Raw genomic sequence first — 26100 nt, forward strand, 5'->3', positions numbered from 1 at the left:
CTTCATTTTAATATGGAAGCGCTCTAATTACAAGTGTATTCGGCAAAAAAATATTTTTTATCTGGAAACTGAGCACTTCTCCTAGGTTAATGTCCTAAGCATCTTAGTAAACAAGCACGTAAGCCCTAATAGTCATGACATATCAAACAATGCCAAGCCCTATAATTAGGACTTGGCATTGTTGTGAGAAAATTCCCACACAAAGTTGATCATCTATTTTACATGAAAAACAGACATTAAAACTTTTAACTTACTTCATTTGTTGCATGAGGATGCCCCAACCCACCTGCCTTCTCTAATGGAATTTCAAACTGACGAACTGTCTTGATAAAGAACATGATTAGTCCAGACAATACGGTAATCAGGGCGCTGAAAAACAAGACCTCAGGCAGTGAGAATCGCAAAGCTAACGCGCCGCCAATCAGAGCTCCCAGCGGAAGGGCCGCATTCGAGAGGGTATTCGTAAAGGCGATCACACGTCCTAACAGCGGTAAGGGAGTAATAATTTGGATCAAAGACATTTGCAATACATTAATTATACCTGTAAAAGCACCTATTAGGAGAGCCGCCAGTAGTTTCATCCACATCTGGGGCATCACAGAAAACAGGAAAATGGCAAGTCCTGTAGCTACCCATGCAGCTGCAATGGTAAGACCGTTCCTTTTAAGCACATTTACCAGAAAAGAACCTACAAAAATGCCGATGAAATAAGAAATATACAGCAAACTGTAATAGATTGGCGAACCGTAATCGACAGCAATGGAGGGCATAGTAATAATCAGAAAAGCCATTGAAAAGTTGGCAAGAGCAAAGAATGGCAACATAATTCGCAAAAAGGTGTGGCGTTTTACAAAGGTATATCCTTCTTTCAGTTCTCTCCAATAGTGCCCTAATGTTAGCGAGCCCTCGCTATGTGTCCCTTCCGTTGAATGAGTGTCGAGCTGTTTGCTGAGTCTAATATATACGACACCTGCAAGGAACAGCATACCGCTGGCCAGTAAAAAGGTGTTTTGCATACCCATAGCGATAATGAGCGAAGCTCCAGCCAAATAACCAACGATATTAATGATCTGGTCCGACGATGAAATCATAGAGTTCGCCCTAATAATTAAATCTGGTACACGAACAAGTTGAGGCAGCATTTTACTGTTAGCAGGATAGAACAGCATGGAGAAGCAAGACGCTATAAAAACGATCGCGAGGATAATTATCAAATTGGTCATCCCGTCTCGAATAAGAAACGGGACAATCGAAATTAGAATCGCCTGCGCAAACAAAGCAATGCTGGCCAAGCGTGCGGGTGAATAGCGATCTACGAGTGGGCCAACAAAAAAGCTGAAAATAGATGCTGTAGATACCGCCGCATACGTGAAGCTGGTAAATGCCACTGACTGCGTCGATTGCTGAACAAAATATAACAACACAATGGAATAAATGCTATCCGCTATATTTGCCACCGTACGTGAAGCAAAAAAGCGGACAAACCGATTGTCTTTGAATAAATGATTCACGTTTTCAGCTCCCTACTGCCGTATGGCTAGGTCAGAAATAATCTTATCGTTAGCAGCTTGCAATATTCGATAGATATCCTCATGTTTCTCTTCATATGGTAGGCGCAGGAATATTTGAAGTACTGCTCCAGTATGGGCAGCTTCAAAGAAAATCACTTCTTCTCCGTCAACTAAGGTTGTACTTCTGTTTAAGGTGCTCAACATCTTCGAGGCCTCTTGCATTTCTCCCAGGTAATTGAACACGATTGGTAATTGTCCAAGTCCCTTTTTTAGCATACTGCTTGCTTGCGGATAGATAGGCTCCATTTCTTCATTAAAAATTAAATTAAAGAAGTTTAAATGATGATTTGCAGCAACGCTTAATTGTTTTTTGATCACCGCATGATAAGATGGCATTTCTTCCTTATGGAGTAACACGGGAATATGATCAATGTATTCTCCCACGGATTCAAAGTAATTCCGATCCCCATACTGTCTTCCATACTGCGTTAACCATAACGGAATTTCTGATTTTTGGAAATAAATACTAAAAAATCGGAATGCCATTTGGAGCGAAATCTCCCATAGGTTTACAGAATCATTCTGCATTGAAATACTCGGTAGTGTTATATCCCATTGATACGTTGTCATTTGTCCATATTTGAATTCCCGGGTCAGCTTATAAATTTGACTTGTATTCTCAACAAATGACTGGAGCTTATATTGCTCAACAATTTGCTGATCACTCATCCCCTGTGGTCCTTGACGGATATGTTTGACATAGTCCATATAATGGAATACCTCTGCTGTATGCTCCAGTTGTGGATCCTCATATTCTTCAAGTAACTGACTCTCCAAAATCATGCTACTCGTGCCATCGAAAATAATGTGTGAGCACGGCAGAAGCAATAAGTGTTCCCGCAAATTCAAGCGAATCAACGCAATTCGGTATTGCAAAGATTTCGTCTGCTCATACGGTTCAAAATAAAGATGCGACATGATAGACGAAAGGAGCTTGCGCTGGGTTGGTATCGGATATGCCGATAGATCCACCATAGGTAAAGATAAGTTCTCCGGGATTGATCGGACTTCCCAAGCCCAACCCCCATCCGATTGAATCAGTACGCTACGCAGTAATTCATGCCTGCGCATGAGCTGCTGAACAGCTGTGGACAGACGTTGCTTATCTACATAGTGATTCAGATGAATCACCGTGCCAGAAGAAGCAGGATGCTGCAAATGATAATGTTGAGCAGGTGCCGGTGGAAACTGTCCGATCGCCTCTGAGCTTAGCAAACTACCATTCCAAGTTGCATTCATTTCATCAATTATTGAAATAAATTCCATTGATTGAGAGTGAAGAACGTCTTCCTGTTCATCATCTGTTATTGTAATCATCGTGAGCAGAGCTTCAATCGACTGGCCTGCATCCTCTCCACCCATAGGCACAATGTAATGCGGATGCAGGTCAGGATGTACATGAGACGGAATGAAAGCAACGATCTTATCAACCTGATCTGCTCGAAATGGATGTACTTGTAGAAACAGATAGTCTTGCTCATCAACCGACACAAATTGAAGCAAAGCTTGTACATCAAAAGTGTTGCTAATCCACTGTTCAGCTTCCGTGATACTGGAAATCCATGATGTGTTATGGTGTGTGTCACAACGTTCAGCTTGCAACAAATCAGACAAACCACGAATAGTTTGATGTTGTAATACCTGATGGATTCCTAGATAGATACCTTTTTCCTGTGCTTTAGAGACAAGCAGTATAGCCTTTAGAGATTGACCTCCGAGTTCAAAAAAGTTATTGTCAATGCCTACCTTTTCCGCACCAAGCACCGTTTGCCAAAGCTCAACAAGTTGTTGTTCTAATGCATTTCTCGGGGCAACGTATTCTTCATTCCAACTACCTGTCCCTTTCGGTAAGGGTAGCGCTTTGCGGTCGATTTTCCCATTTGGGGTCAGGGGCATATACTGCAACTGCATAAGGTATGAAGGAACCATGTAATTGGGTAAATTTTTCAGCAACGTGTTGCGCAGTTCGCTTACACTTACTTCACGTTCTGCCACATAGTATGCGACCAGTTGGTCTGGCCCCTGTTCATCCGTACTTGCCAGCACAATGACCTCTTGTACAGACTCCATTTTCAAAATTTGCGCCTCGACCTCGCCCAATTCAATTCGATACCCTCGGATTTTTACCTGATGGTCGATCCGGCCCAAATACTCAATGTTGCCATCCGGCATCCATCTTGCCAAGTCACCCGTTCGGTACATCCGTTCATAACTTGCTTCTCCGCTACTAAACGGATTTTTCACGAATTTTTCAGCAGTCAACTCCGGACGATCCAGATAACCCCGCGCTAACCCCGGACCGGATACGCACAGTTCACCTGGTACACCCACCGGCGCTAGACGACCATGCGCATCCACCATGTACACGCGATGATTCGGTATAGGACGCCCGATTGTAATCAGATCCTCAGCTCGCGGATCTTCAGACACGGACCATACCGATGTCGCGACCGAGTTTTCTGTTGGACCGTAAGCATTGTAATACGCCACTTTCTCCTTCCACTTAAGCACCAGCTCTATTGAGGCTGCTGAGCCTGCTGTGACCAAAATGCGTAAGTCTGGCATACGTGCTGGTTCCAGATACACCGTATAGGTAGGTGGGAGTGTGGCCACTGTAATTCGATGTTCCGACATGTACTTCTCAAACCACTCATAATTCAAAATCGTCTCTTGTGTCGGTACGTACAATGTCGCTCCACTGAATAGCCCCTGGAAGATTTCCCAGCAGGATGCATCAAACGAATAGCTGGCGAATAACAACACATGATCTGATGAGATAATCTGTAGCGTTTGATCAAAATACGTTTTCAGATTGGACAATCCTCGGTGTTCCAGCATAACTCCTTTCGGCTGTCCCGTGGTTCCCGATGTATAAATAACATACGCGAGGTTATTTGAACCACTTACCGAATCTAGGTTTGAACCATCCTTGTGATATATGGATGTTTTCCCATTCAGGACCAGCACCTGACCCTCAAACATCCCTTTTTCCACCAGATGACTTTGCGTCAACAGCAGTTTTGTTCCGGAATCTTCCAGCATGTATTGGATTCGCTCCTGCGGATACGTCGGATCAATTGGCACATAAGCCCCACCAGCCTTGAGCACTGCCAATATGCTTACGATCATCTCAATAGAACGTTCAACAAGTAAACCAATTCGCTGATCTGACTGCACTCCATAAGATCGCAGCGTTCTTGCCAATTGATTGGCGCGCTTATTCAGCTCACGGTAGGTCAACTGCTCTCCTTCGAAATACAAGGCGATCTGCTCTGGCGTCTGCAACACTTGCGCTTCAAACAAACCGTGAATCGTCTGCTCGTGCGCGTACTCTGCTGCCGTATCTCCCCAAATCGCCAGAATTTGTTCGCGCTCCTGCTCCGTCACAATGTCCAACTCGCGCACTCGAATGTCCGGTTTCGCCACCACTTGCTCCAGCAGCTGTACTAGATGGCCCTGAATTTGTTCTACACTCGTACGGTCAAACACCAATGCATTGTAGCTAAAGCTCATTTGGATCGTTTTTCCTGGCAACACCGCCAGATTAAAGTCGTCGGTCGTTGACTTGGCTACCTTTGCTGTCCATAGGCTGAGGTCGAATTCTTCACCATCACTCATATGCTCCACTTCTTCCTCGACCAGAACATCTGCAAAAATCACGCTATGATTGATCCAATCCTGAATGAGCTCAGATAGCCCCTGATTCTCATGGGGTGGATATGTGGCATGCACACGTGCATACTTGAGTAACTTTTCGTTTTGCTTCATTAATTCTGTGAACAAACTGTTTTCTCCGCCTTGGATACGCACAGGCATCGTGTTTATAAATGCCCCCGTCACTGCTTCTGTATTTGCCATATCAGCCGCCTGACCTACTAAATGTACGCTGCCGAACACAACGTCCTCAGTTCCGTTATATCTTTGCAGTAAAATCCCCCATGCCGCCTGTAGTAACGTACTGACCGATACCTCTTCCTGCTCGGCGATTCGTCGTATTCCGGCGGTCAGCTCCATACCCAGATCCAGGTTTACATACTCCGCCTGATATGTTGTCTGATTCTGCTTTTTAGCCTGCGGTAAATGGGCTTGTTCCTCGTACCCGGCCAGATAGTTGCTCCAGTAGCGTAATGCTTTTTGGCGTTCTTGATGCTCTTTCAGAACAGGCACCGTTTCTTCCGTTGTGACCCATTCCAGCTCTCCAAGTGATAGATCCGGGTTCACCACAACAGTCTCCACCAATCGTACAAAGTGGCGCGTCATCTGCTCTACTGTTTCCCGCTGATATAGCGATGTCGCATACTCTAATCCGAACTGAATACCCGCTTCTCCCTCACTGGCTTCCAGCGTCAAATCAAACTTTGCCGGGGCTTGCTCCATCCCATATGGACGGAAGCTCAGGTCAGCCAGCTTCAACTCGTTTTGCTCCGTGTTTTGCAACACAAACATCGTATCAAACAGCGGATTGCGGCTCATGTCACGCTTCACCTTCAGCTTGTCCACCAGTTCCTCAAATGGATAGTCTTGATGCTCATACGCCTTCAATGCATGTTTCTTCACATTCTCCACATAGCTACGGAATGTTTGCCCTGCGGTTGGGTAATTACGCATAGCCAGCGTCCCAACGAACATTCCAATGACTGGCTCCAGATCCGCATGCGGTCGGCCGGCTATCGGGCTACCTACAATAATATCCTCCTGCCCGGTGTACTGATGCAGCAATGCTGTATAGGCTGCCAACAGCACCATGTACAGCGTCGAGCCTGTTTCGGCCGCCAGCTCTTTCAGGCGCTGGCTGACCTTCCCGTCCAATTCGAATTCCACTGTAGCCCCTGCTGTACTTCGCACCTCTGGACGAGCAAAATCAGTCGCCAGGTTCAAGACGGGTAACTCACCATCAAAGGTGTCTAGCCAATACGCTTCCTGACGTTTTATCCACGCTTGCTGCGCTTCATTCTGCTGCCATACAGCATAATCCTTGTATTGAATTCGTAGCGGAGACAGCTCCTCACCGCTGTACAGACGTACAAACTCGTCGGTCAGCACCCCTGCTGATACACCGTCCGAAATAATATGATGCATATCCAGCATTAAGAAATGCTGAGCTTCTTGCTTTGTTCCATGTTCCCCAAGGTCCAATAAAGCCACCCTCAGCAGCGGAGCCGTTTCTAAGTTGAATGAGCGCACAAAAGCTTGAATCCGCTCTTGGACTTTCTGGTTTACAGCCTGCGCGTGTGCTACATCGCGGGGGTCACCTTCTACCCGTATTTTCGCATATTCTACTTCGAACGACACCCCGTCCTCAATAAGCTGTACAGGCTCGTTCCCTATCATTTCAAAGCGGGTACGCAAGGATGCATGTCGTTCAATTAATTGACAAAACACCTCTTCCACACGCTCCACATTAAGCGGTCCACTTACCTGAAGCACAGCCGGCATATTATAGTTCACATTGTTCGATTCCAATTGTTGGAGCACATACATCCGTTTCTGTGCCGAGGACAGCGGATAGAACGAGCGCTCTTCTGCCAACGGAATGGACGCGTATGCCAGCTGATCCAAACCGTCCATCACTTCCGCCAACTGCTCAATTGTTGGAGCTTCAAAAATGCTGCGCAGTGGAAGCGACTTATTCAGTTCTTTATGAATTTTCGAAACCAGCGTCGTCGCTCGCAGAGAATGCCCACCTATTTCAAAGAAGTTATCTTTCACACTGACCTGCGCTAGATCTAAAATTTCCTTCCAGATCATCGCTAACTTCGATTCTACCCACGTCCTAGGTGCAATATGTTCTATTCCATCTTGCAATTTGCCCTCTGGTGCTGGCAGTGCCTTCCGATCAATTTTGCCGTTCGGGGTCAGCGGGATGTGCTCTAGTTGTACAAAGTACGTAGGCACCATGTAGTTTGGAAGCTCTTTAGCCAGCAAGCTACGTAATTCACTTGAGCTGACTTCCCGCTCCGCCACATAATAGGCGACCAGTTGGTTTTCTCCCTGCTTGTCCTCATGAGCCAGCACGACGGCCTTTTGCACATCTTCCATTTTCAAGATTTGTGATTCAACCTCGCCAAGCTCAATTCTGAACCCGCGAACCTTCACCTGATGATCAATACGTCCAATAAATTCCAGACTACCATCTGGATTCCAGCGAGCAAGATCCCCCGTTCTGTACATTCGTGTCCCCGGTGAAAACGGGTTGTTCACAAACTTCTCCGCTGTCAGATCCTCCCGATTCCAATACCCACGCGCGAGGCCTTCCCCTCCGATACATAATTCGCCAGGAATACCAACCGGCTGCAATCGACCCTGCGTATTAATGATGTATATTTGCGTGTTAGCGATGGGACGTCCAATATCAATCCGGTTCGCAGTCGTCAATTCTTGCACTGTCGACCAAACCGTCGTTTCCGTCGGACCATACATGTTATAAATACGCAGTCCGTTAATAGATTGCAGTCTGTTTAGAAGCTTCGGAGAAATTGCCTCTCCCCCGACTAAAACCTCCTGTACACCTTGTAGCGCATGAGCGCCTTCATCATGATCAAGTAGCATTTGCAGCCGGGACGGCGTCATTTGCAGCATATCGATATGATGAGTGGCGATCAACTCCCCAAGCTCCTGTGGGTCTGTCTGATGACGACGGTCACCAATTACAACTGTCATCCCACTAAGCAATGGCAGGATTGTTTCCAGCACGAAGATATCAAAGGAAATCGTCGTTAGCGATAAAATTGTTTTGTCTGCTGCGATGTCAAAGACTCCTTGCATCCCTGTTATAAAGTTCAGAACCGACCGATGCTGAAGCATGACCCCTTTCGGATTACCAGTCGAGCCTGACGTATAGATTACGTAAGCTAGGTGATCTGGCTGAGCGATTACTTCCAGATTCGTTGTTTCCCCTTGGTACAACTCTTCATCTTCAACAAAATAAGTGTTAGCACTATAGCTATGTCCTTCAACCAGATCACGGGAAGTTAAAAGTACAGTAGCTCCACTGTCTCCAAGCACATATTCAATTCTAGCTGACGGATATTCAGGATCAATCGGCACATAAGCACCGCCTGCTTTAAGTACAGCCAGCAGACCGATCATCATCTCTGCCGAGCGCTGTACCATCAAGCCTACCAATTTGTCGGGTCCCACCCCTTGCGTTCGAAGCACCCGTGCCAGCGAGTTGGCGCGCTCGTTCAGCTCGCGGTAGGTCAACTGCTCTCCTTCGAAATACAAGGCTACCTTCTCTGGCGTCTGTAGCACTTGCACTTCGAACAAATCGTGAACCGTCTGCTCGCGCGGAAACTCCATTGCCGTATTTCCCCATACCCTCAGGATTTGCTCGCGTTCCTGGGACGTCACGATATCCAGCTCATTGATCTGAATATTTGGGTTCGTCACCACTTGCTCAAGCAGTTGTACCAAGTGGCCTTGAATTTGCTTTACACTCGCGCGATCAAACGCTAGTGCATTGTATCCAAAGCTCATTTGGATCGTTTTACCTGATAACACCGCCAGATTAAAGTTGTCGTTCGTTGACTTGGCTACCTTTGCTGTCCATAGGCTGAGATCGAATTCTTCACCATCACTCATATGCTCCACTTCTTCCTCGACCAGAACATCTGCAAAAATGACGCTATGGTTGATCCAATCCTGAATGAGCTCAGATAGCCCCTGAATCTCATGGGATGGATACGTGGCATGCAAACGTGCATACTTGAGTAACTTTTCGTTTTGCTTCATTAATTCTGCGAACAAACTGTTTTCTCCGCCTTGGATACGCACAGGCATCGTGTTTATGAATGCCCCTGTCACTGCTTCTGTATTTGCCATATCAGCCGCCTGACCTACTAAATGTACGCTGCCGAACACGACGTCCTCAGTTCCGTTATATCTTTGCAGTAAAATCCCCCATGCCGTCTGTAGTAACGTACTGACCGATACCTCTTCCTGCTCGGCGATTCGTCGTATTCCGGCGGTCAGCTCCATACCCAGATCCAGGTTTACATACTCCGCCTGATATGTTGTCTGATTCTGCTTTTTAGCCTGCGGTAAATGGGCTTGTTCCTCGTACCCGGCCAGATAGTTGCTCCAGTAGCGTAATGCTTTTTGGCGTTCTTGATGCTCTTTCAGAACAGGCACCGTTTCTTCCGTTGTGACCCATTCCAGCTCTCCAAGTGATAGATCCGGGTTCACCACAACAGTCTCCACCAATCGTACAAAGTGGCGCGTCATCTGCTCTACTGTTTCCCGCTGATATAGCGATGTCGCATACTCTAATCCGAACTGAATACCCGCTTCTCCCTCACTGGCTTCCAGCGTCAAATCAAACTTTGCCGGGGCTTGCTCCATCCCATATGGACGGAAGCTCAGGTCAGCCAGCTTCAACTCGTTTTGCTCCGTGTTTTGCAACACAAACATCGTATCAAACAGCGGATTGCGGCTCATGTCACGCTTCACCTTCAGCTTGTCCACCAGTTCCTCAAATGGATAGTCTTGATGCTCATACGCCTTCAATGCATGTTTCTTCACATTCTCCACATAGCTACGGAATGTTTGCCCTGCGGTTGGGTAATTACGCATAGCCAGCGTCCCAACGAACATTCCAATGACTGGCTCCAGATCCGCATGCGGTCGGCCGGCTATCGGGCTACCTACAATAATATCCTCCTGCCCGGTGTACTGATGCAGCAATGCTGTATAGGCTGCCAACAGCACCATGTACAGCGTCGAGCCTGTTTCGGCCGCCAGCTCTTTCAGGCGCTGGCTGACCTTCCCGTCCAATTCGAATTCCACTGTAGCCCCTGCTGTACTTCGCACCTCTGGACGAGCAAAATCAGTCGCTAGGTTCAAAACGGGTATCTCACCATCAAAGGTGTTCAGCCAATACGCTTCCTGTTGCTTTAACCAGCCCTGCTGCACTCCATTTTGCTGCCATACGGCATAGTCTCTATATTGTATCCGTAATGGAGATAACTTTTCATCGTTGTACAAGCGGACTAATTCATTGGCCAAAATATTGGTTGATACGCCATCCGAAATAATATGGTGCATGTCCAGCATCAACAGATACTGCGGTACTTTTTTTTCTCCTTGTACGCCCAAATCCAATAATCCCACTCGTAGCAGCGGAGCGGATTGTAAATCAAACGGACGCACAAAAGAACGAATACGTTTTTTTATGTTCGCACCTACAGCAAGCAAATCCTTTAAGGCACGATTTTCTAGTAATTTGCTATATTCGACCTCGAACAATACAGTATCGTGAATCCGCTGCATCGGCTTGTTGTCCACCATTTCAAAACTAGTACGGAGGGTGGCATGACGTGAGATCAACTGATGAAACACTTCTTCTAACCTTTTAACATTGAGGGGTCCACTCACCTGGAACGCAGCGTACATATTGTAATTCACATCGTTAGGATCAAGTTGTTGCAGCACATACATCCGTTTTTGTGCCGAGGACAACGGATAAAAGTCACGTTCTTCCGTTACCGAAACCGACACATACGCCACCTGATTGAGATCTTTAAGCACTACCGCCAGTTGTTCAATTGTCGGCGCTTCAAAAATAACTCGTAATGAGATAGATTTGTTAAGTTCTTTGTGAATCTTTGAAACCAGCGTCATCGCACGTAGAGAATGTCCGCCGATCTCAAAAAAGTTATCTTTAACACCAATTTTATCCAATCCAAGCACATATTGCCATATTTTTACCAACTTCGATTCCGCCTCCGTACGCGGCTCAGCATAATCTGCTCCGCTTTGCAGGCTGTCTTCCGGTGCTGGCAGTGACTTCCGATCAATTTTTCCGTTCGAGGTCAGCGGAATATGCTCCAACTGTACGAAGTATGCAGGCACCATATAATTTGGAAGTTCCTTAGCTAGCAAGCTGCGCAATTCACCCGCATCCACATCTTGTTCAGCTACATAATAGGCAACCAGTTGGTTTTGTCCTTGATTGTCTTCATGGACTAATACGACGACCTCTTGCACATCAGCCACCTTCATCAGGTTGGTCTCAACTTCACCCAATTCAATCCGATAACCCCGAATTTTCACCTGATGATCAACCCGGCCCAAATACTCTATATTCCCATCTGGTAGCCAGCGTGCTAAATCGCCCGTCCGATACATCCGTTCATAGTTCGCTTCACCACCAGCAAACGGATTTGGCACAAATTTTTCAACCGTCAGCTCTGGTCGGTTCAGATACCCTCGGGCTACGCCAACACCGCTGATACATAGCTCACCGAGTACCCCTATTGGTTGAAGCTTCCCATGCTCGTTCAGAATATATGCGCGCGTATTGTGAATAGGTTTACCCAAATTTACTGCTATTTCTGGTTCACACACGGAAGCCAGTACATCAATGGTTGTTTCCGTCGGTCCATAATGATTATTCAGAATGTATCCTTTGCTCACTATTTTTTCCTTTAATGAATCTTCCAACCGTTCTCCACCGCAGATTAACGTATCTAAGCAAGGTATTTTGGCATCTTCAGATAAAAATGCTCTCATCAGAGCCGGTGGAATGTCTAGTACCCTGATATTATGAGTCTTAATATATTCGGTCAGTAGCTGCTTACTCAGCAGCGTTGCACGCCGGATACAATGCAGCTTGCCCCCATGCAGCAACGTCCCAAAGATCTGCTCAATACTTGGATCAAATGTATATTCTGCCGTCAGGATCATATCAAGTCCACCACTTATTGCGTAACGTTCCGAAAACCAGCTCACCGTATTAATTGCACTACGATGGTTGACCATGACCCCTTTCGGCTGTCCAGTCGTTCCTGAGGTATATAGTACGTATATCAGATGATCCACCCTGTCTGTGGACATCATCAAATTAGAGCCATCTGCACAATATATTCTGGAATCATCCAGTTCAAGAGTAATCCCGTTAAATGATATTCGTTCAGTAAATGCCCGTTGTGTCAGTACAATCTGCGCATCGAAGTCCTCCAACATATAATGGATACGTTCTGCTGGATATTCCGGGTCTATCGGTACATAAGCACCACCTGCTTTGAGAACTGCCAGTATACCAACGATCATCTCAATAGATCGTTCCACAAGTAGTCCAATTCGCTGCTCTGGCTGTACACCATAAGAACGGAGTGTTCTTGCCAATTGATTGGCGCGCTCATTCAACTCACGGTATGTCAGTTGTTCACCCTCAAAAAATAAGGCTACCTGTTCTGGCGTTTGCAAGACTTGCGCTTCGAACAAACCTTGAATTGTTTGCTCGCTTGGATATTCCACCGCCGTATTTCCCCAAACATCCAAAATTTGCTCGCGCTCCTGTTCCGTCACAATATCCAGTTCATTCACCAGGATATCCGGGTTTAGCACCACTTGCTTCAGCAGTTGCATCAAATGTCCCTGAATTTGCTCCATATGTTCGTGATCAAATACCAGGGCGTTATAAATAGCTCTCATTTGTATCGTTTTTCCCGGCACTACAACCAGATTAAAGTCATAATTTGTCTGCTTTATCCAATCGATTTCGTCAATACAATAGCGATCCTCATCGCTATCACCCAGTTGCTGAATTTCTTTCTCTACTGATACACGATCAAAAATAAGGATGTGATTAATTAAATCGTGATTTTGCTCTGACATCGCCTCAATTTCTTCGAGTGAATACACTTTATGGGCAAGGTTGGCCATAAAAAGCATTTGTTGTTGCTTGATCTCTTCCAAAAATCGACTATTATGACTAGTTCTAATGCGCACAGGTACAGTATTTATTTGCAGATCGAGGGCTTGCTCTTCATTCCGTACCACAGATGTGCTTTCTAAAGCCACACTACCAAACACTACATCATCCGTACTGTTATATTTTTGCAGCAGAAGTCCCCACACCGTTTGCACCAGTATTTGGATGGTTACCTCATATTCCTGAGCAATCCGTTGCAGCCCGCCCATCATGTCTGCATCCAAATGAAAGTCATGATGTTCGGTCTGACGACTCCATGTCTTATTCATTCGAGCCTGCGGTAAGCGAGATTGACCCTCGTACTCCTTCAAATACGCTCTCCAGTAATTCAAAGCGGCATTATGATCTTTGTAATCTGAATAATCAATATGTCTACTTTTGGCAAGTGTATTAAGTGTAGACATTTCATTTAACCTTGATAAAATCAACTGTTCTTCATTATCAGACAAAATATTCATGTCAGCCAGTCGTAATCTACTATCCTGGGTGATTGTCTCCAAAATCTTTATATAATGCTCTGCCAACTTCCTGATTGTCTCTGGCTTAAATAACTTAGTAGCATATTCCCAAACAAGGGTCACTCGATCTTGTTCTTCAGTCACAAGCAATGAAAAATCGACCTGGGCTACGCCAACATTATATTCCTCCGGTTTAAATTGGACCCCCTCGACCTCCAAAGTGTTCATCCCGACATTTTGCAAACTGAACATCGTATCGAACACAGGATTTCGGCTGACATCACGAACCAGTTCAAGTTGATCTACCAGTTCATCAAATGGATATTCCTGATGCTCCAGTGCCAACAATGTGCTTTGCTTGACCTCCTGTAAAAAGGACTGGAACGTCAGTGTCGAATGCGGGTAATTGCGGAGCGCCAGTGTATTGACGAACATCCCGATCATCGCTTGCGTATCCACATGTTCTCTTCCAGCCACAGGCGAACCTACAATGATATCTTCTTGACCCGAATACTTGGCCAGCAACACGTTATACGCTGCTAAAAGCACCATGAAAAGCGTTGATTCGGTATTTTGGGCTAGTTGGTATAAGGATTTTGCCAACTTTCCATCCAATGTGACCGTCAAACTATCCCCTTCAAAACTTTGTGTCTGCGGTCGCGAAAAGTCTGTAGGCATTTGCAGAACGGGAAGCTCTCCATTCAAAGCCCCTAACCAATAGGGTCTATGCTCCTTCCATTTACTGCTAGTGATTTGCTGCTGCTTCCAAGCCACAAAGTCCTTGTAATGAAGCTGAATGTCAGCAAGCTCTCTGCCCTGATAACGCCGGATGATCTCATCCATCATAATGGTCATAGAAAAACCGTCCGCAATGATGTGATGCATATCCATCAGGAGCATAAAACCGCCCTGAATAAATTCGAACAGTTTAATGCGGAGCAAAGGAGCTTTATCCAAGTAAAAGGGCCGAATAAACGAGATTCGTGCCTGCGCTGCCTCTTCTTGCGGAATCCGTGAGAACGGTATTTCAAACGTCATCGTGTCCCGGATTTTTTGTACAATCTCCCCAGCCTGCAGTTCAAAATATGTCCGGAAGGACTCATGTCTTAAAATAACTTCCCTAGCAGCTTCAATAAACTTTGAAACTACCAAGTCTCCTTCTATGAGGAGCTGACCTGAAATATGGTAGGCTGTTCCGCCACCCAATTGATCCAGTGCGTACATCCTTTTTTGGGCTGAAGACACCGGGTAAAAAGGCTCGGAAGTCACAGGAACAATCGATTCATATGTTTGCTGCTGCCCTCCGACAATAAATGCAGAAAGTTCGGCAATCGTTTGCAAATCGAAAATGCGGCTGAGCGGGATATGTACACCCAACTCCTTGTTCACTTTGGACAAGATGACGGTCGCTTTTAATGAATCCCCCCCCAATTGGAAAAAGGATTCATGACGGTTAACTTCGGACACATTCAAAACGTCCTTCCAAATAGTCGTCAGCTTCTCCTCAGCGGCATGTACCTCAGAACCAACATCCTTTGCTGCATTAACACTTGCATCTCCCACTTCTAGCAGCGCCTGCAGATCCGGCTCTCCATTTGCTAAGAGAGGAATACGATCCATCTTAATGCACCAACGAGGCCGCGTATAATCCGGAAGGAGTCTATTCACAGCTTGCTTCAGCTCGGATTCTTCCCAAGGCTTTGAAGCGGCTGCCACAACATAGGCGGTTAAATGCAATACTTCACCGGCTTCATTCGTTTGCGGGGTAATCAAGCAATCACTTAGTTGGAAAGTTTGCAGCAAGTGTTTCTCCAGTTGTTCCAAATTCACTTGATGTCCGCGGATGCAGATGCTTCGGTCCAAATGACCGATATGTAAAAGCTTCGCTCCACCTTCCACGTAAGCCCATTCCCGGGTCGTTCCCAAAATTCCGTTGACTGCCGATGCCTGATAGACCTCCCCTGCTGTTCCGACAGGTGCTGGTTGCTTGTATGCATCAAGCACGCAAGGATAAATACCGTTAGAATCGACGTAATCAGTCCATGTAGCCCGAAGCCGCTCCTGTCCCACAACATCAAGTAAAGAAATCGAGGATACACGAATTTCCTCATTCTCCACAATTAAATGCAGCAGGTGAAGGAAGTATTCTGACCACGTTTTAACGATATTTTCTTGAAAAATATCTGTATTATAGTCAAAGTCAAGACGCAACTGCTTCTGTATCTCCGTAACGTTCAAAAACAGCTCGTATTTACTGAAAGATATTTCGTTTTCAAGCACTTCTACATCCAATTGGTGGAAGTAAAAACGAGGAATCGGCCGATCCATATTAAACACAACGTTCATTACTGGCAAATATTTTAATCCTAATGGGGCCAGTCCGGCAAAGCTGTATTTCTGGTAGGCTTCCAACTCATTCATCCGGTGTTTGACCGTTTGGGCAAATGAATTAAATGAAACGTCAGAACACACTTCGCTAATGACCGGAAGCATATTCACACAGTTACCAATCAGCGAAAAAGCATCCATTTGCGCTTGTCCTGCTGTCGGTACGCTTACCATCACTTCTTTTTGGCCTGTCAGGCGATGCAGAAAAAGCTGAAATGCAGATAAAAGGGTGATGAATAAACTGTTTCCAAGTTTGATACTTACGTTTCTCAGCCGTTGAACTAACGGTGCCTCCAGAACCAAAGTATGTCTGCTTCCTTGGGAAGATGGCATCTGCAGCCCACGCACCGGAGAAGGTAAATCTAGCACAGGCAGAGACCTCTTTAGTACAGCCGACCAAAACGTAACAGCCTCCTCTCCTCCAGACCTCAACTGATCATGCTGCCAAACAGCATAGTTCCGAAATGATACCGGATCGGGTAGAGTAACAGCTTCATTGCGGACTAACGCGGAATAGATGTGCTCTAACTCCCGCATGAACACTCCCATCGACCAGCCGTCCGCAATCAAATGGTGGAAGGTAAATACACCAATGTGCTCTACGACTGATATTTTCAGCAATTGAACACGGAATAATGGCGTATAAGGTATTAATGGGAACGGAATTGTGCTATCCTTGGCCAGCCAATTTCGGACGTGATGTTCCTGTTCATCTGGCGAGTAGTCGCTAAAATCATGCAATGGAACGCTAATCTTCATTGCAGATGTAATCACTTGTGTCTCTCCATCATCATTCATAAAGGTACGCAAAGCTTCGTGGCGGTTCACGATGGTATGAACTGCCTCGGTAAAAGCTTCAGGCTGAAGCGGGCCACAAAAACGTAGCAAAGCGGTTTCATGTAAAGATTGTGAGTCATTTCGTTCTGAAACCGTAGCGAACCAAAGCTGCTTTTGATCCGGGGTCAGTGCAATAACAGTTTCCTGAGCGCCCAATGTCTCCGTTTCCGGAGGCATGGATACAGCTAAAGCTTGCTTTTCCAGACCTGGGCCGCTTCCGTTCGACGGCAGGTCGGGTAGGAAGGCTCCTTTACGAAGGTCACTTACGCTGTCCTTAACTGCTTGTACGATCTTTGCACTGTCTTCCTCGGGGTGATATACAGTGGTAGTGTTCACATGTGCTATGGTATGATCCCGCAGCACCTCAAGCTGATGTGACATTAAATGAAGCTGTTGCTCCAAAATGCGTTCTAAGCCCACAGGCGCAGACATCGAAAGGTTCTGTTTTTCATACGTTTGTAACACATAAGGGGCCGTATGTTCTATCTCATTACCTGGGATCTCCACAGGACTTTCTACCACCTTCTGATTCGTAGACTCAATGGGGATAACTACTCTTTCTCCCACATGATTTGTCAACAATTCCAACGTAGTTAGCGTATCAAAAAACTCATTCATAGGTATGTCAAATCCAAACGCATCCTTGATGCTATGACGGACTTGAGATAGAGTAATGGAATCCAGCCCTAGCTCTAAAAAATGCGTTTGTGGCTCTATTTCATCTTCGTTAAGTTGGGTCACATTTCCAATTATCTTGACTAGTTTTTGTCTAACATGGGCTTTGTGCTGGTTAAGGGCTGATTCTGTCGCGGAATACTTGTTCGCCATATTTATATACTCCTTTATCGCTGAGTTTTTAGAAGCTCGTCTGGCATCTCGTAAATAAATGAGACAATCTTGTATGCTCAATTGGACGTAAAAAATTTCATATCGCGAATTTTTCCCCCTATTCAAAGCATCCTACATACCTTCGATAAAATTCAGTAACACACCCGATCCGGCTTTCTGACAAGAAACACCCGTATTCGAAGCTTGCGCCTTGGAGAGTCCGATATATACGCCAACCTTCCAAATTGTGAACGTTCATCGGTCTATGAACACATGATAAAGCTCTGGCTAATTGAGCTCACCTCCATCCGAAATTATACGAACACTTGACAATTCATGGTTAGCTGCTGCTTAGAATTTAAAATATTCGAAAAAAATTTGTTAGACGAAGCGACCTCACTTTTTTACCAACCCCAAATACAACGGTCGTTCAAAGACTCCCCACGCCTGTTCAACTGTTATGAATGTTTTTTCTTTATCAAACACCTTTCATTCGACAAGAAGGTGGCAAAACAAAAATATTTTCACAATTCGAGCGTTAACGTGGATATGTACGGAAATCGTTATTACTGACAGTAGAAGAATCATTTTAATAAAAAACAAGCTTTAAAAAGGAATAGAATGATGGAATAGCATTTCGTGGTGTGAGTAAAATATTGTGTGATCTTGGAAGTGGGTAAAACTGGAAGTATAGTGAAACCTTATATTTACAGCTAAAGATTTCAGTATCATAGATAAAATTGATAACATAACGTCGAGGTAGGACAGGATGTTTTGTTTAATAAATAAACGTAACATATAACTATTTATTTACATGATAAAATATAAATTCGAAAAATGTCAATGATTTTTAAATTCCTTCAACATAAATAATTTGGAAAATAAACAATTCTGCTTCATAACACTTTTCGCATCTCAAAAGTCGCCATAAAGCGACAAAAAATGCTAGGATCTATAACGCTCAATGCCAACGTCTCCATGGAATCATTCGATTGTTGCTAAGGTTTGTTGTACAATAGACTCCATATGGGGATTTTTGCGCAGAGGACTGCCGGAATCCTGAATTGACTGCTGAAGGATGGATTGTACATGTATGTAGCACAAGAATGGAAAGATTATGAAGTAGTAGATACAGGCGGCGGTGAAAAGCTGGAGCGTTGGGGCGATATTGTCCTGCGGCGGCCTGATCCGCAAATTATATGGCCGTTGTCCCAGGAAACAGCCGAGTGGCGCGATGTTCATGGACATTACCACCGCAGTTCCTCTGGGGGCGGTAGCTGGGATATGAAAAAGCCTACTCCCGAGCGTTGGACGATCAGCTACGGGCCGCTTAAATTCCACATTAAACCGACCAGCTTCAAGCATACTGGTCTTTTTCCGGAGCAAGCAGCGAACTGGAGCTGGATGATGGATAAAATTAAAGGCGCTGGCAGACCGATTTCGGTACTGAACCTGTTCGCCTACACTGGGGGAGCCACTACTGCCGCTGCGTATGCCGGGGCCAGTGTAGTTCACGTGGACGCCGCCAAGGGCATGGTACAGTGGGCGAAGGAGAACGTGCAATTGTCCGGCTTGGCCGACCGTCCGGTACGCTTCATTACGGACGATGTGTTCAAATTCGTGCAACGTGAACAACGCCGGGGAAACCGATATGATGCGATCATTATGGACCCTCCTTCCTACGGGCGCGGACCAAACGGTGAAACGTGGAAGCTGGAAGAAAGCCTGTATCCGTTTCTGGAATCCTGCATGAGCATCATTTCCGATCAACCATTGTTCATGCTAATTAACTCCTATACCACAGGGATTTCGCCTACCGTACTGCGCAACATGCTGAGTATGACGATGCAACAAAAGTACGGCGGTCAAATCAGCGCTGGTGAAATCGGATTGCCGATTACCCGCTCGGGGCTGAATCTGCCTTGTGGTATTCTCGGACGCTGGGAGGCTTAATTCCCCCTATGACTCCAGATGAACTTACCCAGCACGGGCATGCCCAGCCGAATATCCCTGTTCTATATGAGGACAACCATGTTCTGGCTGTTGTAAAGCCTGTCAACGTTCCGACCCAAGAGGACGCCAGCGGTGATCCTGATCTGCTGTCTTTACTCAAGGAAGACCTCAAAATCAGACACGATAAGCCTGGTAATGTCTTTTTAGGACTGGTTCACAGACTGGATCGGCCTGTAGGCGGTGCCATGATCTTTGCCAAGACGTCCAAAGCTGCTTCCCGGCTGTCTGAGTCGGTTCGAGGTCGTAGTTTCCGCAAGATGTATGTAGCGGTTCTAAACGGTGTCCCCACGGCCTTACAAGGCCGTCTGACCCATCACCTGCTAAAGGACAGCCGCACTAACACTGTTCAGGTGGTTCGTCCCGGCACAGCTGGCTCCAAGGAGGCTATTTTGGAGTACCGCGTGCTTGGACAAGCAGATGGGCTCAGTCTTGTACAAATTGAGCTACACACCGGACGCTCGCATCAGATTCGTGTACAAATGCAGGCTATCAGCTGTCCTCTATACGGGGATCAAAAATACGGTGGCAGCCTGAGCCGCCCAGGTCAACAATTGGCGCTCTGGTCCCTGCTTGCCGGAGCACCGCATCCGGTTAGCAAGGAGAACATGAGCTTCCACTCGTTCCCTCCAGCCCAATTCCCATGGAGTGAGTGGCCTAAATCGCTTTATGAAAGCATGATCGAAGCTGAGAATTGAGCAGGCATATACAAAAAGAACCCGTAACGCATGTAATCAAACAAACATGCATTACGGGCTTTTTTTTGTTAAAAATCTGAAAGTCCTCCCGTCCCTTATGACGAGGAGACCACAGACTGCCCTTTCTTACTGTTCACCAACTGCTGACGGGGCCGAGCGTTTTGAGCATTCGTATTCTTGATGAAAAACGCCAAAATCAGGGCCGTCACACTCAACAGCGTCGCAATGATAAAGGCTGAGTTGATACCGTAAATCGTAGCCTGATTGCCTGCTGCCAGCATCTCTGCTTTATCTGTAACAGATAATCCCTCAGATGCAACAATATTCGTCAGACGGTTGCTGCTTTGAGTCGACATCACCGTCACCAGAATTGCCGTCCCGATTGAACCGGAAATCATACGCAGTGTATTACTCATTGCCGTACCATGCGCATTCAATCGTTGTGGAAGCTGGTTCAACCCGGCCGTTTGGATCGGCATCATCAGCAATGACATCCCGAACATCCGAACCGTATAATTAGCCAGCAGTGTCATATAGGTCGTTGTTTCGGTCAAGCGTGTGAACTCCCAAGTGGTCACAGCCATGATCAACAATCCAATCACAGACAACCAGCGCGCTCCGATCCGGTCAAAAATAGCCCCGGTTACAGGAGACATGAACCCCATCAGAATTGCCCCCGGCAACATCAGCATACCGGACTCAATCGGTGAAAAGCCGCGAATATTTTGCAAATAAATCGGCAGTAATATCATACCGGCGTACAAAGCCATCGTCACAATGACATTAATGATTGTCGTCAAGCTATACACATCATATTTGAAGATACGGAACTCCAGCATAGGTTCATCAACCTTCAGCTGGCGAACAATAAACAGAATCAGCGCGATCGTCCCAACAATAAGCGTAGACAGGACCGGAATACTTCCCCAGCCCGATGTTCCTGCATCACTAAAGCCATATAACAGACCACCGAAACCAAGCGTAGACAAAATGATGCCGGGAATGTCCAACTTAGGCTTGGACTGCTCCGTTACATTTTTCAGAAAAATAAATCCGATCGCAATCGAAATCACTGAAATCGGCAGGATGATCCAGAACAGTACCCGCCAGTCGTAATGCTGGACTATATAACCGGATAAGGTTGGTCCAATGGCTGGAGCAAAACCCATCGCAATCCCCAGTGTTCCCATTGCGCGGCCACGACGCTCAATTGGGTAGATGTTCAAGATAACGACCATCATTAAAGGCATCATAATCCCCGCACCCGCGGCCTGAATGAGACGTCCGATCAGCAATATGCTAAAACTCGGCGCAATAGCGCACAACAGCGTGCCGATTGAAAAGATAATCATTGCACTAATAAACAATTTACGAGTGGAAAAACGCGCAATCAAAAATGCGGTCACCGGGATCAATACCCCGTTCACGAGCATAAAGCCCGTACTAAGCCACTGAGCCACATTGGTATCTACATTCAGATCATTCATCATTTTCGGTAAAGCCACACTTATCAACGTCTGGTTTAAAATCGCAACAAACGCGCCAATCAACAGAGCGGCCACAATGGGTGCTCTGCGTACATTACCTGGTAGTGTCATTTGAGGACTGCTCAAGTTGATTCATTCCCTTCGGTGTCAATTTCATTATCATTTGTTTATGGATATCCAGGACCATGTCCAGATGCTCCTTCGGGATGTCCAGAATGGGCAAGACGCGCTCCATCCACATGGCGTCTACTTTTTGCATGATGTCTTTTCCTTCCGGCGTAAGCGTCAGCACTAAGGATCTGCGATCATGCTCATGCCGTCCACGAGCGATATATCCTGCCTTGGTCAAGCGGTCAACCACCCCGCTCATGGAGCTACACCCCATATGGGCTATGTCTGCCAGCTCAGTTAACCCGATATTGGGTCGTTTATTCAGAATCGCCAAAGCCATATGCTGAACGGCTGTCAGATCCAAATGCTGCTCCTCATTCCAGAAGGCATAAAATATCGTTTTGTTAACCTCCCTTATCGACTGAATAATCCGGTACACCTCAAGTTTGTCTTCCTCTCTGTCACTCACTGAGCCATCCTTCTTCCCATTACCCAATTCACATTCCATATACATAATCAAGCAACTATTCGCATACGAAATGTTATTTATGTATAACTAATTTTATCATGTTATATGTAAATGTCAACATTAACCCCTGTAACAGATATTAGGTATTGAAAAGGGCAGCTGAAACTTGCAGGATACAACAAGTCATTTAAAAAGGTGACAACAGCTACAGTATGTGTTTTTTCAGCACAAAAAACGCGGACATGTGTGGCCCTTTTGGGCAGCATTATCCGCGCATTTTTATTTAGAATATGAAAGAGGAGATGCTTACTCCGCTCGCTCTATTTGTTCCTTTACTCCCTTTGCCTCGTTTGCCGATGCAGAAGTTTTCGTTTTTGTGGTGATTTTACCTAACAAATAAACCAGCAGATTTTGATTATGCTGCGAAATGCGGTTTAGTGCAGAGCCCAGAAAATCATCCCTTATTTGCAATCCCCGTTCCGCTTCTTCTCTTCCTTGATCCGAAATGACAATCCATACGATTCTGCGATCCTTTACGTCTCTAAAGCGGGTGACCAGGCGATTCCGCTCCATCCGGTCTAGCAGCATCGTAACCGCCGCAGGTGTGGTTGCGAGATACGGGATCAGTTGAGACGGTTTCATGCGGCCGTATTCGTTCAGAACCTCCAGCACCGTAAGCTGGGCCTCAGTCAATGATGGAGCCAACTGCTGCTCCATATGAACCTTGTAATCCTTAGCCATTCTGGACCAGATTTTCGCAAATTCGGTCGTTTGCATTTTGCCTCACTCCTTTGAATAACAGGGTCAGTAAAAGCATCAAAGTTACCGTATGGGCCACCGTCCGGATTGTATTTCATCACATTAAATTTTCGCCATTCAGCCCCGGTTTCCTGCCGTTTTTGGAGCATCAATTGAAAAGGGGAAGGAAGTCTCACTTCGGTTTTGGAGGCTGGTCAAGGTTCGACAGCATGACGGCAAAAAGGTCCTCATTCGTGCCGGAATGGCACGAGAAGACCTCTCTTTTTCGAGCTAAAAAGCGCTTGACTTTCCTGTTATTCTATGGACTGGGAAGCCTGCGGCTCACTACGCGGCAGCACATTCACAATTTCGTCCTTCTTCTCCACAGGAGCCAGCAGCTTGCCTGTATCCTTGCGGTCGGTCAAAGGAGCTTTTTCCGAAAGGAAGGACATCGTCTGTCCATCTGCAGTGATCGCAAACAATTGAATAGCTTCACGGCAATAGAAGGCAGCCACAATCCGAGTTCCGTTCGAACGTACCCGTTTGCCTTCCTTGAATTCGAAGGTGGTGATTCCTTTACCGCCTCGTCCCTGAGCAGGATAATCCAGCAGAAGCGTACGCTTACCATAACCGGATTCGGTCAGCACCAGCACTTCTCCTTCATCCTCTTCCACCCACAGCGCTGCAACAATTTCATCGCCTTCCGCCAGCTGTATACCTTTGACACCAGCCGAGACGCGACCCATCGCATTAACCTCTTGCTCCTTGAAGCGTATGCTCATCCCAGCACGGGTAATCAACATAATATCCCGGGTGCCATCGCTTAGCGTTACCGATAATACTTCATCATCCCCTGCTACCTTGCAGGCTGCTACGGCACTGGAACGTTTCGTAGCATAGTCTTTCAGCTCTGTTCGCTTCACTTGACCCTTCTTCGTTACAAACACCAGACTTTTGCCGATTTCCTCCATGTTTTTGATAGGAATGACACTCACGATCCGATCATCCTTGGTTAGAGGAATGACGTTAACAATCGGAGTTCCTGGCTCTTTCCACTTATACTCTGGCACCTGATGCACAGGCAATAAGAAATATTGTCCGCGCTGAGTGAAGACGAGCAACACATCAAGTGTGTTGACATCAAGCAACTGAGTGACATAATCTCCTTCCTTAACGCCAGAAGCTGAGCGCGCCCCACCGGAACGGGTGAAGGACAGCATACCTGTACGCTTCACATAGCCGTCTTTGGAAAGAGTCAGCAATACATCCTCTGCCCCAACCATGACTTCCAGATTTACTTTAATCTCTTCAACCTCACCCTGTATGTCCGAACGGCGATCAATGCCGTACTTTTCACGAATTTCCAGCAGTTCCTTGCGAATCAAACTGATCAGCTTGCGATCACTTTCCAAAATAGAACGGTACTGTGTAATTTTTTTCTGGATTTCACTTAATTCCTTTTCCAGCGTAGTAATTTCCAAATTCGTGAGACGGTACAGCTGCAAGGTCAAAATAGAATCGGCCTGACGTTCGCTAAAGCCAAACATCCATTGCAAATTATTTTGCGCGTCCTGGCGGTTTTTGGAAGCTTTAATGGCCGCAATGACCTCATCCAGAATGTTCAGCGCCTTGACCAAACCTTCCAGCACATGGGCGCGATCCTCCGCCTTTTCCAGCTCAAACTGGATACGGTGTGTGACAACTTCACGTTGATGGGCGATATATGCTTCCAAAATGGACTTCAATCCAAGCTGATGCGGCGCTTTGTTCACAATGGCTACCATGTTGAAGTTGTATGCCACCTGAAGGTCGGTTTTTTTCAGCAAATAGGCCAAAATCCCTTCCGCATCGGCTTCCTTCTTCAGTTCCACCACAATTCGCAGACCGTTCCGACCACTCTCGTCACGAACCTCGGCAATCCCTTCCACTTTTTTCTCCAGACGGATATTCTCCATGGCGGTTACGAGCCTTGATTTAACAATCTGGTATGGAATCTCCGTAATGACCAGTTGCTGCTTACCTCCGCGCAAAGACTGAATTTCCGTTTTGGAACGGATATAAATACGCCCTTTACCTGTGCGATAAGCGTCTTTAATGCCTTCGCCACCCATAATTAGTCCGCCAGTCGGGAAATCAGGACCTTTAATAAAGGTCATAATCTCTTCCAGCTCAATATCCGGCTTTTCCATCACAGCAATGCTGGCGTCAATGACCTCGCGTAAGCTGTGCGTCGGAATTTCAGTCGCAAATCCGGCCGAAATTCCGCTGGAGCCGTTTACTAGCAGATTCGGATAGCGGGAAGGTAGCACAACCGGCTCCTTTGCCGAGTTATCAAAGTTATCCTTGAACATAACCGTGCGTTTTTCGATATCACGCAGCATTTCCATCGCGATAGGAGACAGACGTGCCTCCGTGTACCGCATAGCGGCTGCCGGGTCATCGTCCTGGGAACCCCAGTTGCCGTGACCGTCCACCAGTACGTGACTCATTTTCCAAGGCTGCGCCATCCGCACCATACCATCGTAAATCGACGAGTCACCGTGGGGGTGATAATTACCCATCACATCCCCGACGGTTTTGGCAGATTTCCGATAAGCCTTATCCGGTGTGTTGCCGGAATCGTACATGGAGTACAGAATCCGGCGCTGTACTGGCTTTAACCCATCCCGCACATCGGGTATTGCCCGATCCTGAATAATATATTTGGAATATCGGCCGAAGCGGTCACCGACCACTTCCTCCAGAAAAGCTGGCAAAAATTGCTCCGATAAGCTCATGTATACACCTCATTT

Annotated in this window: 7 protein-coding genes and 1 pseudogene; 2 read left to right on the forward strand and 6 right to left on the reverse strand. The window is 46.3% G+C overall.

Annotated features, from left to right (window positions below; translation table 11 throughout):
- Positions 1 to 245 precede the first annotated feature (245 nt).
- Together ABIA61_RS05690 and ABIA61_RS05695 are read right to left on the reverse strand one after the other, a co-directional pair.
- A complete protein-coding gene (locus ABIA61_RS05690) occupies positions 246 to 1511 on the reverse strand; it encodes an MFS transporter (protein WP_283652152.1) in 1266 nt (421 codons plus the stop codon).
- A 12-nt stretch (positions 1512 to 1523) separates the two neighbouring features.
- Positions 1524 to 17747, reverse strand: a pseudogene (locus ABIA61_RS05695) (amino acid adenylation domain-containing protein); the annotation flags it as partial.
- Positions 17748 to 18884: 1137 nt separating this feature from the next.
- On the opposite strand from ABIA61_RS05695, the gene ABIA61_RS05700 reads away from it, so the two are divergent.
- A complete protein-coding gene (locus ABIA61_RS05700) occupies positions 18885 to 19748 on the forward strand; it encodes a class I SAM-dependent methyltransferase (protein WP_014281993.1) in 864 nt (287 codons plus the stop codon).
- An 8-nt stretch (positions 19749 to 19756) separates the two neighbouring features.
- A complete protein-coding gene (locus ABIA61_RS05705; protein ID WP_283652157.1) occupies positions 19757 to 20503 on the forward strand; it encodes an RluA family pseudouridine synthase in 747 nt (248 codons plus the stop codon).
- A 95-nt stretch (positions 20504 to 20598) separates the two neighbouring features.
- On the opposite strand, the gene ABIA61_RS05710 is transcribed toward ABIA61_RS05705, so the two are convergent.
- The 4 genes from ABIA61_RS05710 to gyrA form a co-directional block, all read right to left on the reverse strand.
- Positions 20599 to 22101 carry a DHA2 family efflux MFS transporter permease subunit gene (locus ABIA61_RS05710; protein ID WP_283652158.1) on the reverse strand — a complete coding sequence of 501 codons (1503 nt, stop codon included), beginning with the start codon at positions 22099 to 22101 and terminating at the stop codon, positions 20599 to 20601.
- Positions 22085 to 22570: a MarR family winged helix-turn-helix transcriptional regulator gene (locus tag ABIA61_RS05715; RefSeq protein ID WP_283652159.1), complete on the reverse strand. Its 486-nt coding sequence runs from the start codon at positions 22568 to 22570 to the stop codon at positions 22085 to 22087. Before ABIA61_RS05715 ends, ABIA61_RS05710 begins: the two co-directional genes overlap by 17 nt.
- A 306-nt stretch (positions 22571 to 22876) precedes the next feature.
- Positions 22877 to 23347 (reverse strand): MarR family winged helix-turn-helix transcriptional regulator, encoded by a 471-nt coding sequence (locus tag ABIA61_RS05720; RefSeq protein ID WP_283652160.1) that lies wholly within the window; start codon positions 23345 to 23347, stop codon positions 22877 to 22879.
- A gap of 275 nt (positions 23348 to 23622) precedes the next feature.
- Positions 23623 to 26085: a DNA gyrase subunit A gene (gene gyrA / locus ABIA61_RS05725; RefSeq protein ID WP_404521273.1), complete on the reverse strand. Its 2463-nt coding sequence runs from the start codon at positions 26083 to 26085 to the stop codon at positions 23623 to 23625.
- Positions 26086 to 26100 lie beyond the last annotated feature (15 nt).

Origin of the sequence: Paenibacillus sp. RC21, assembly GCF_044907935.1 — a bacterium.
In the GTDB taxonomy this organism is placed as follows: Bacteria; Bacillota; Bacilli; order Paenibacillales; family Paenibacillaceae; genus Paenibacillus; species Paenibacillus terrae_A.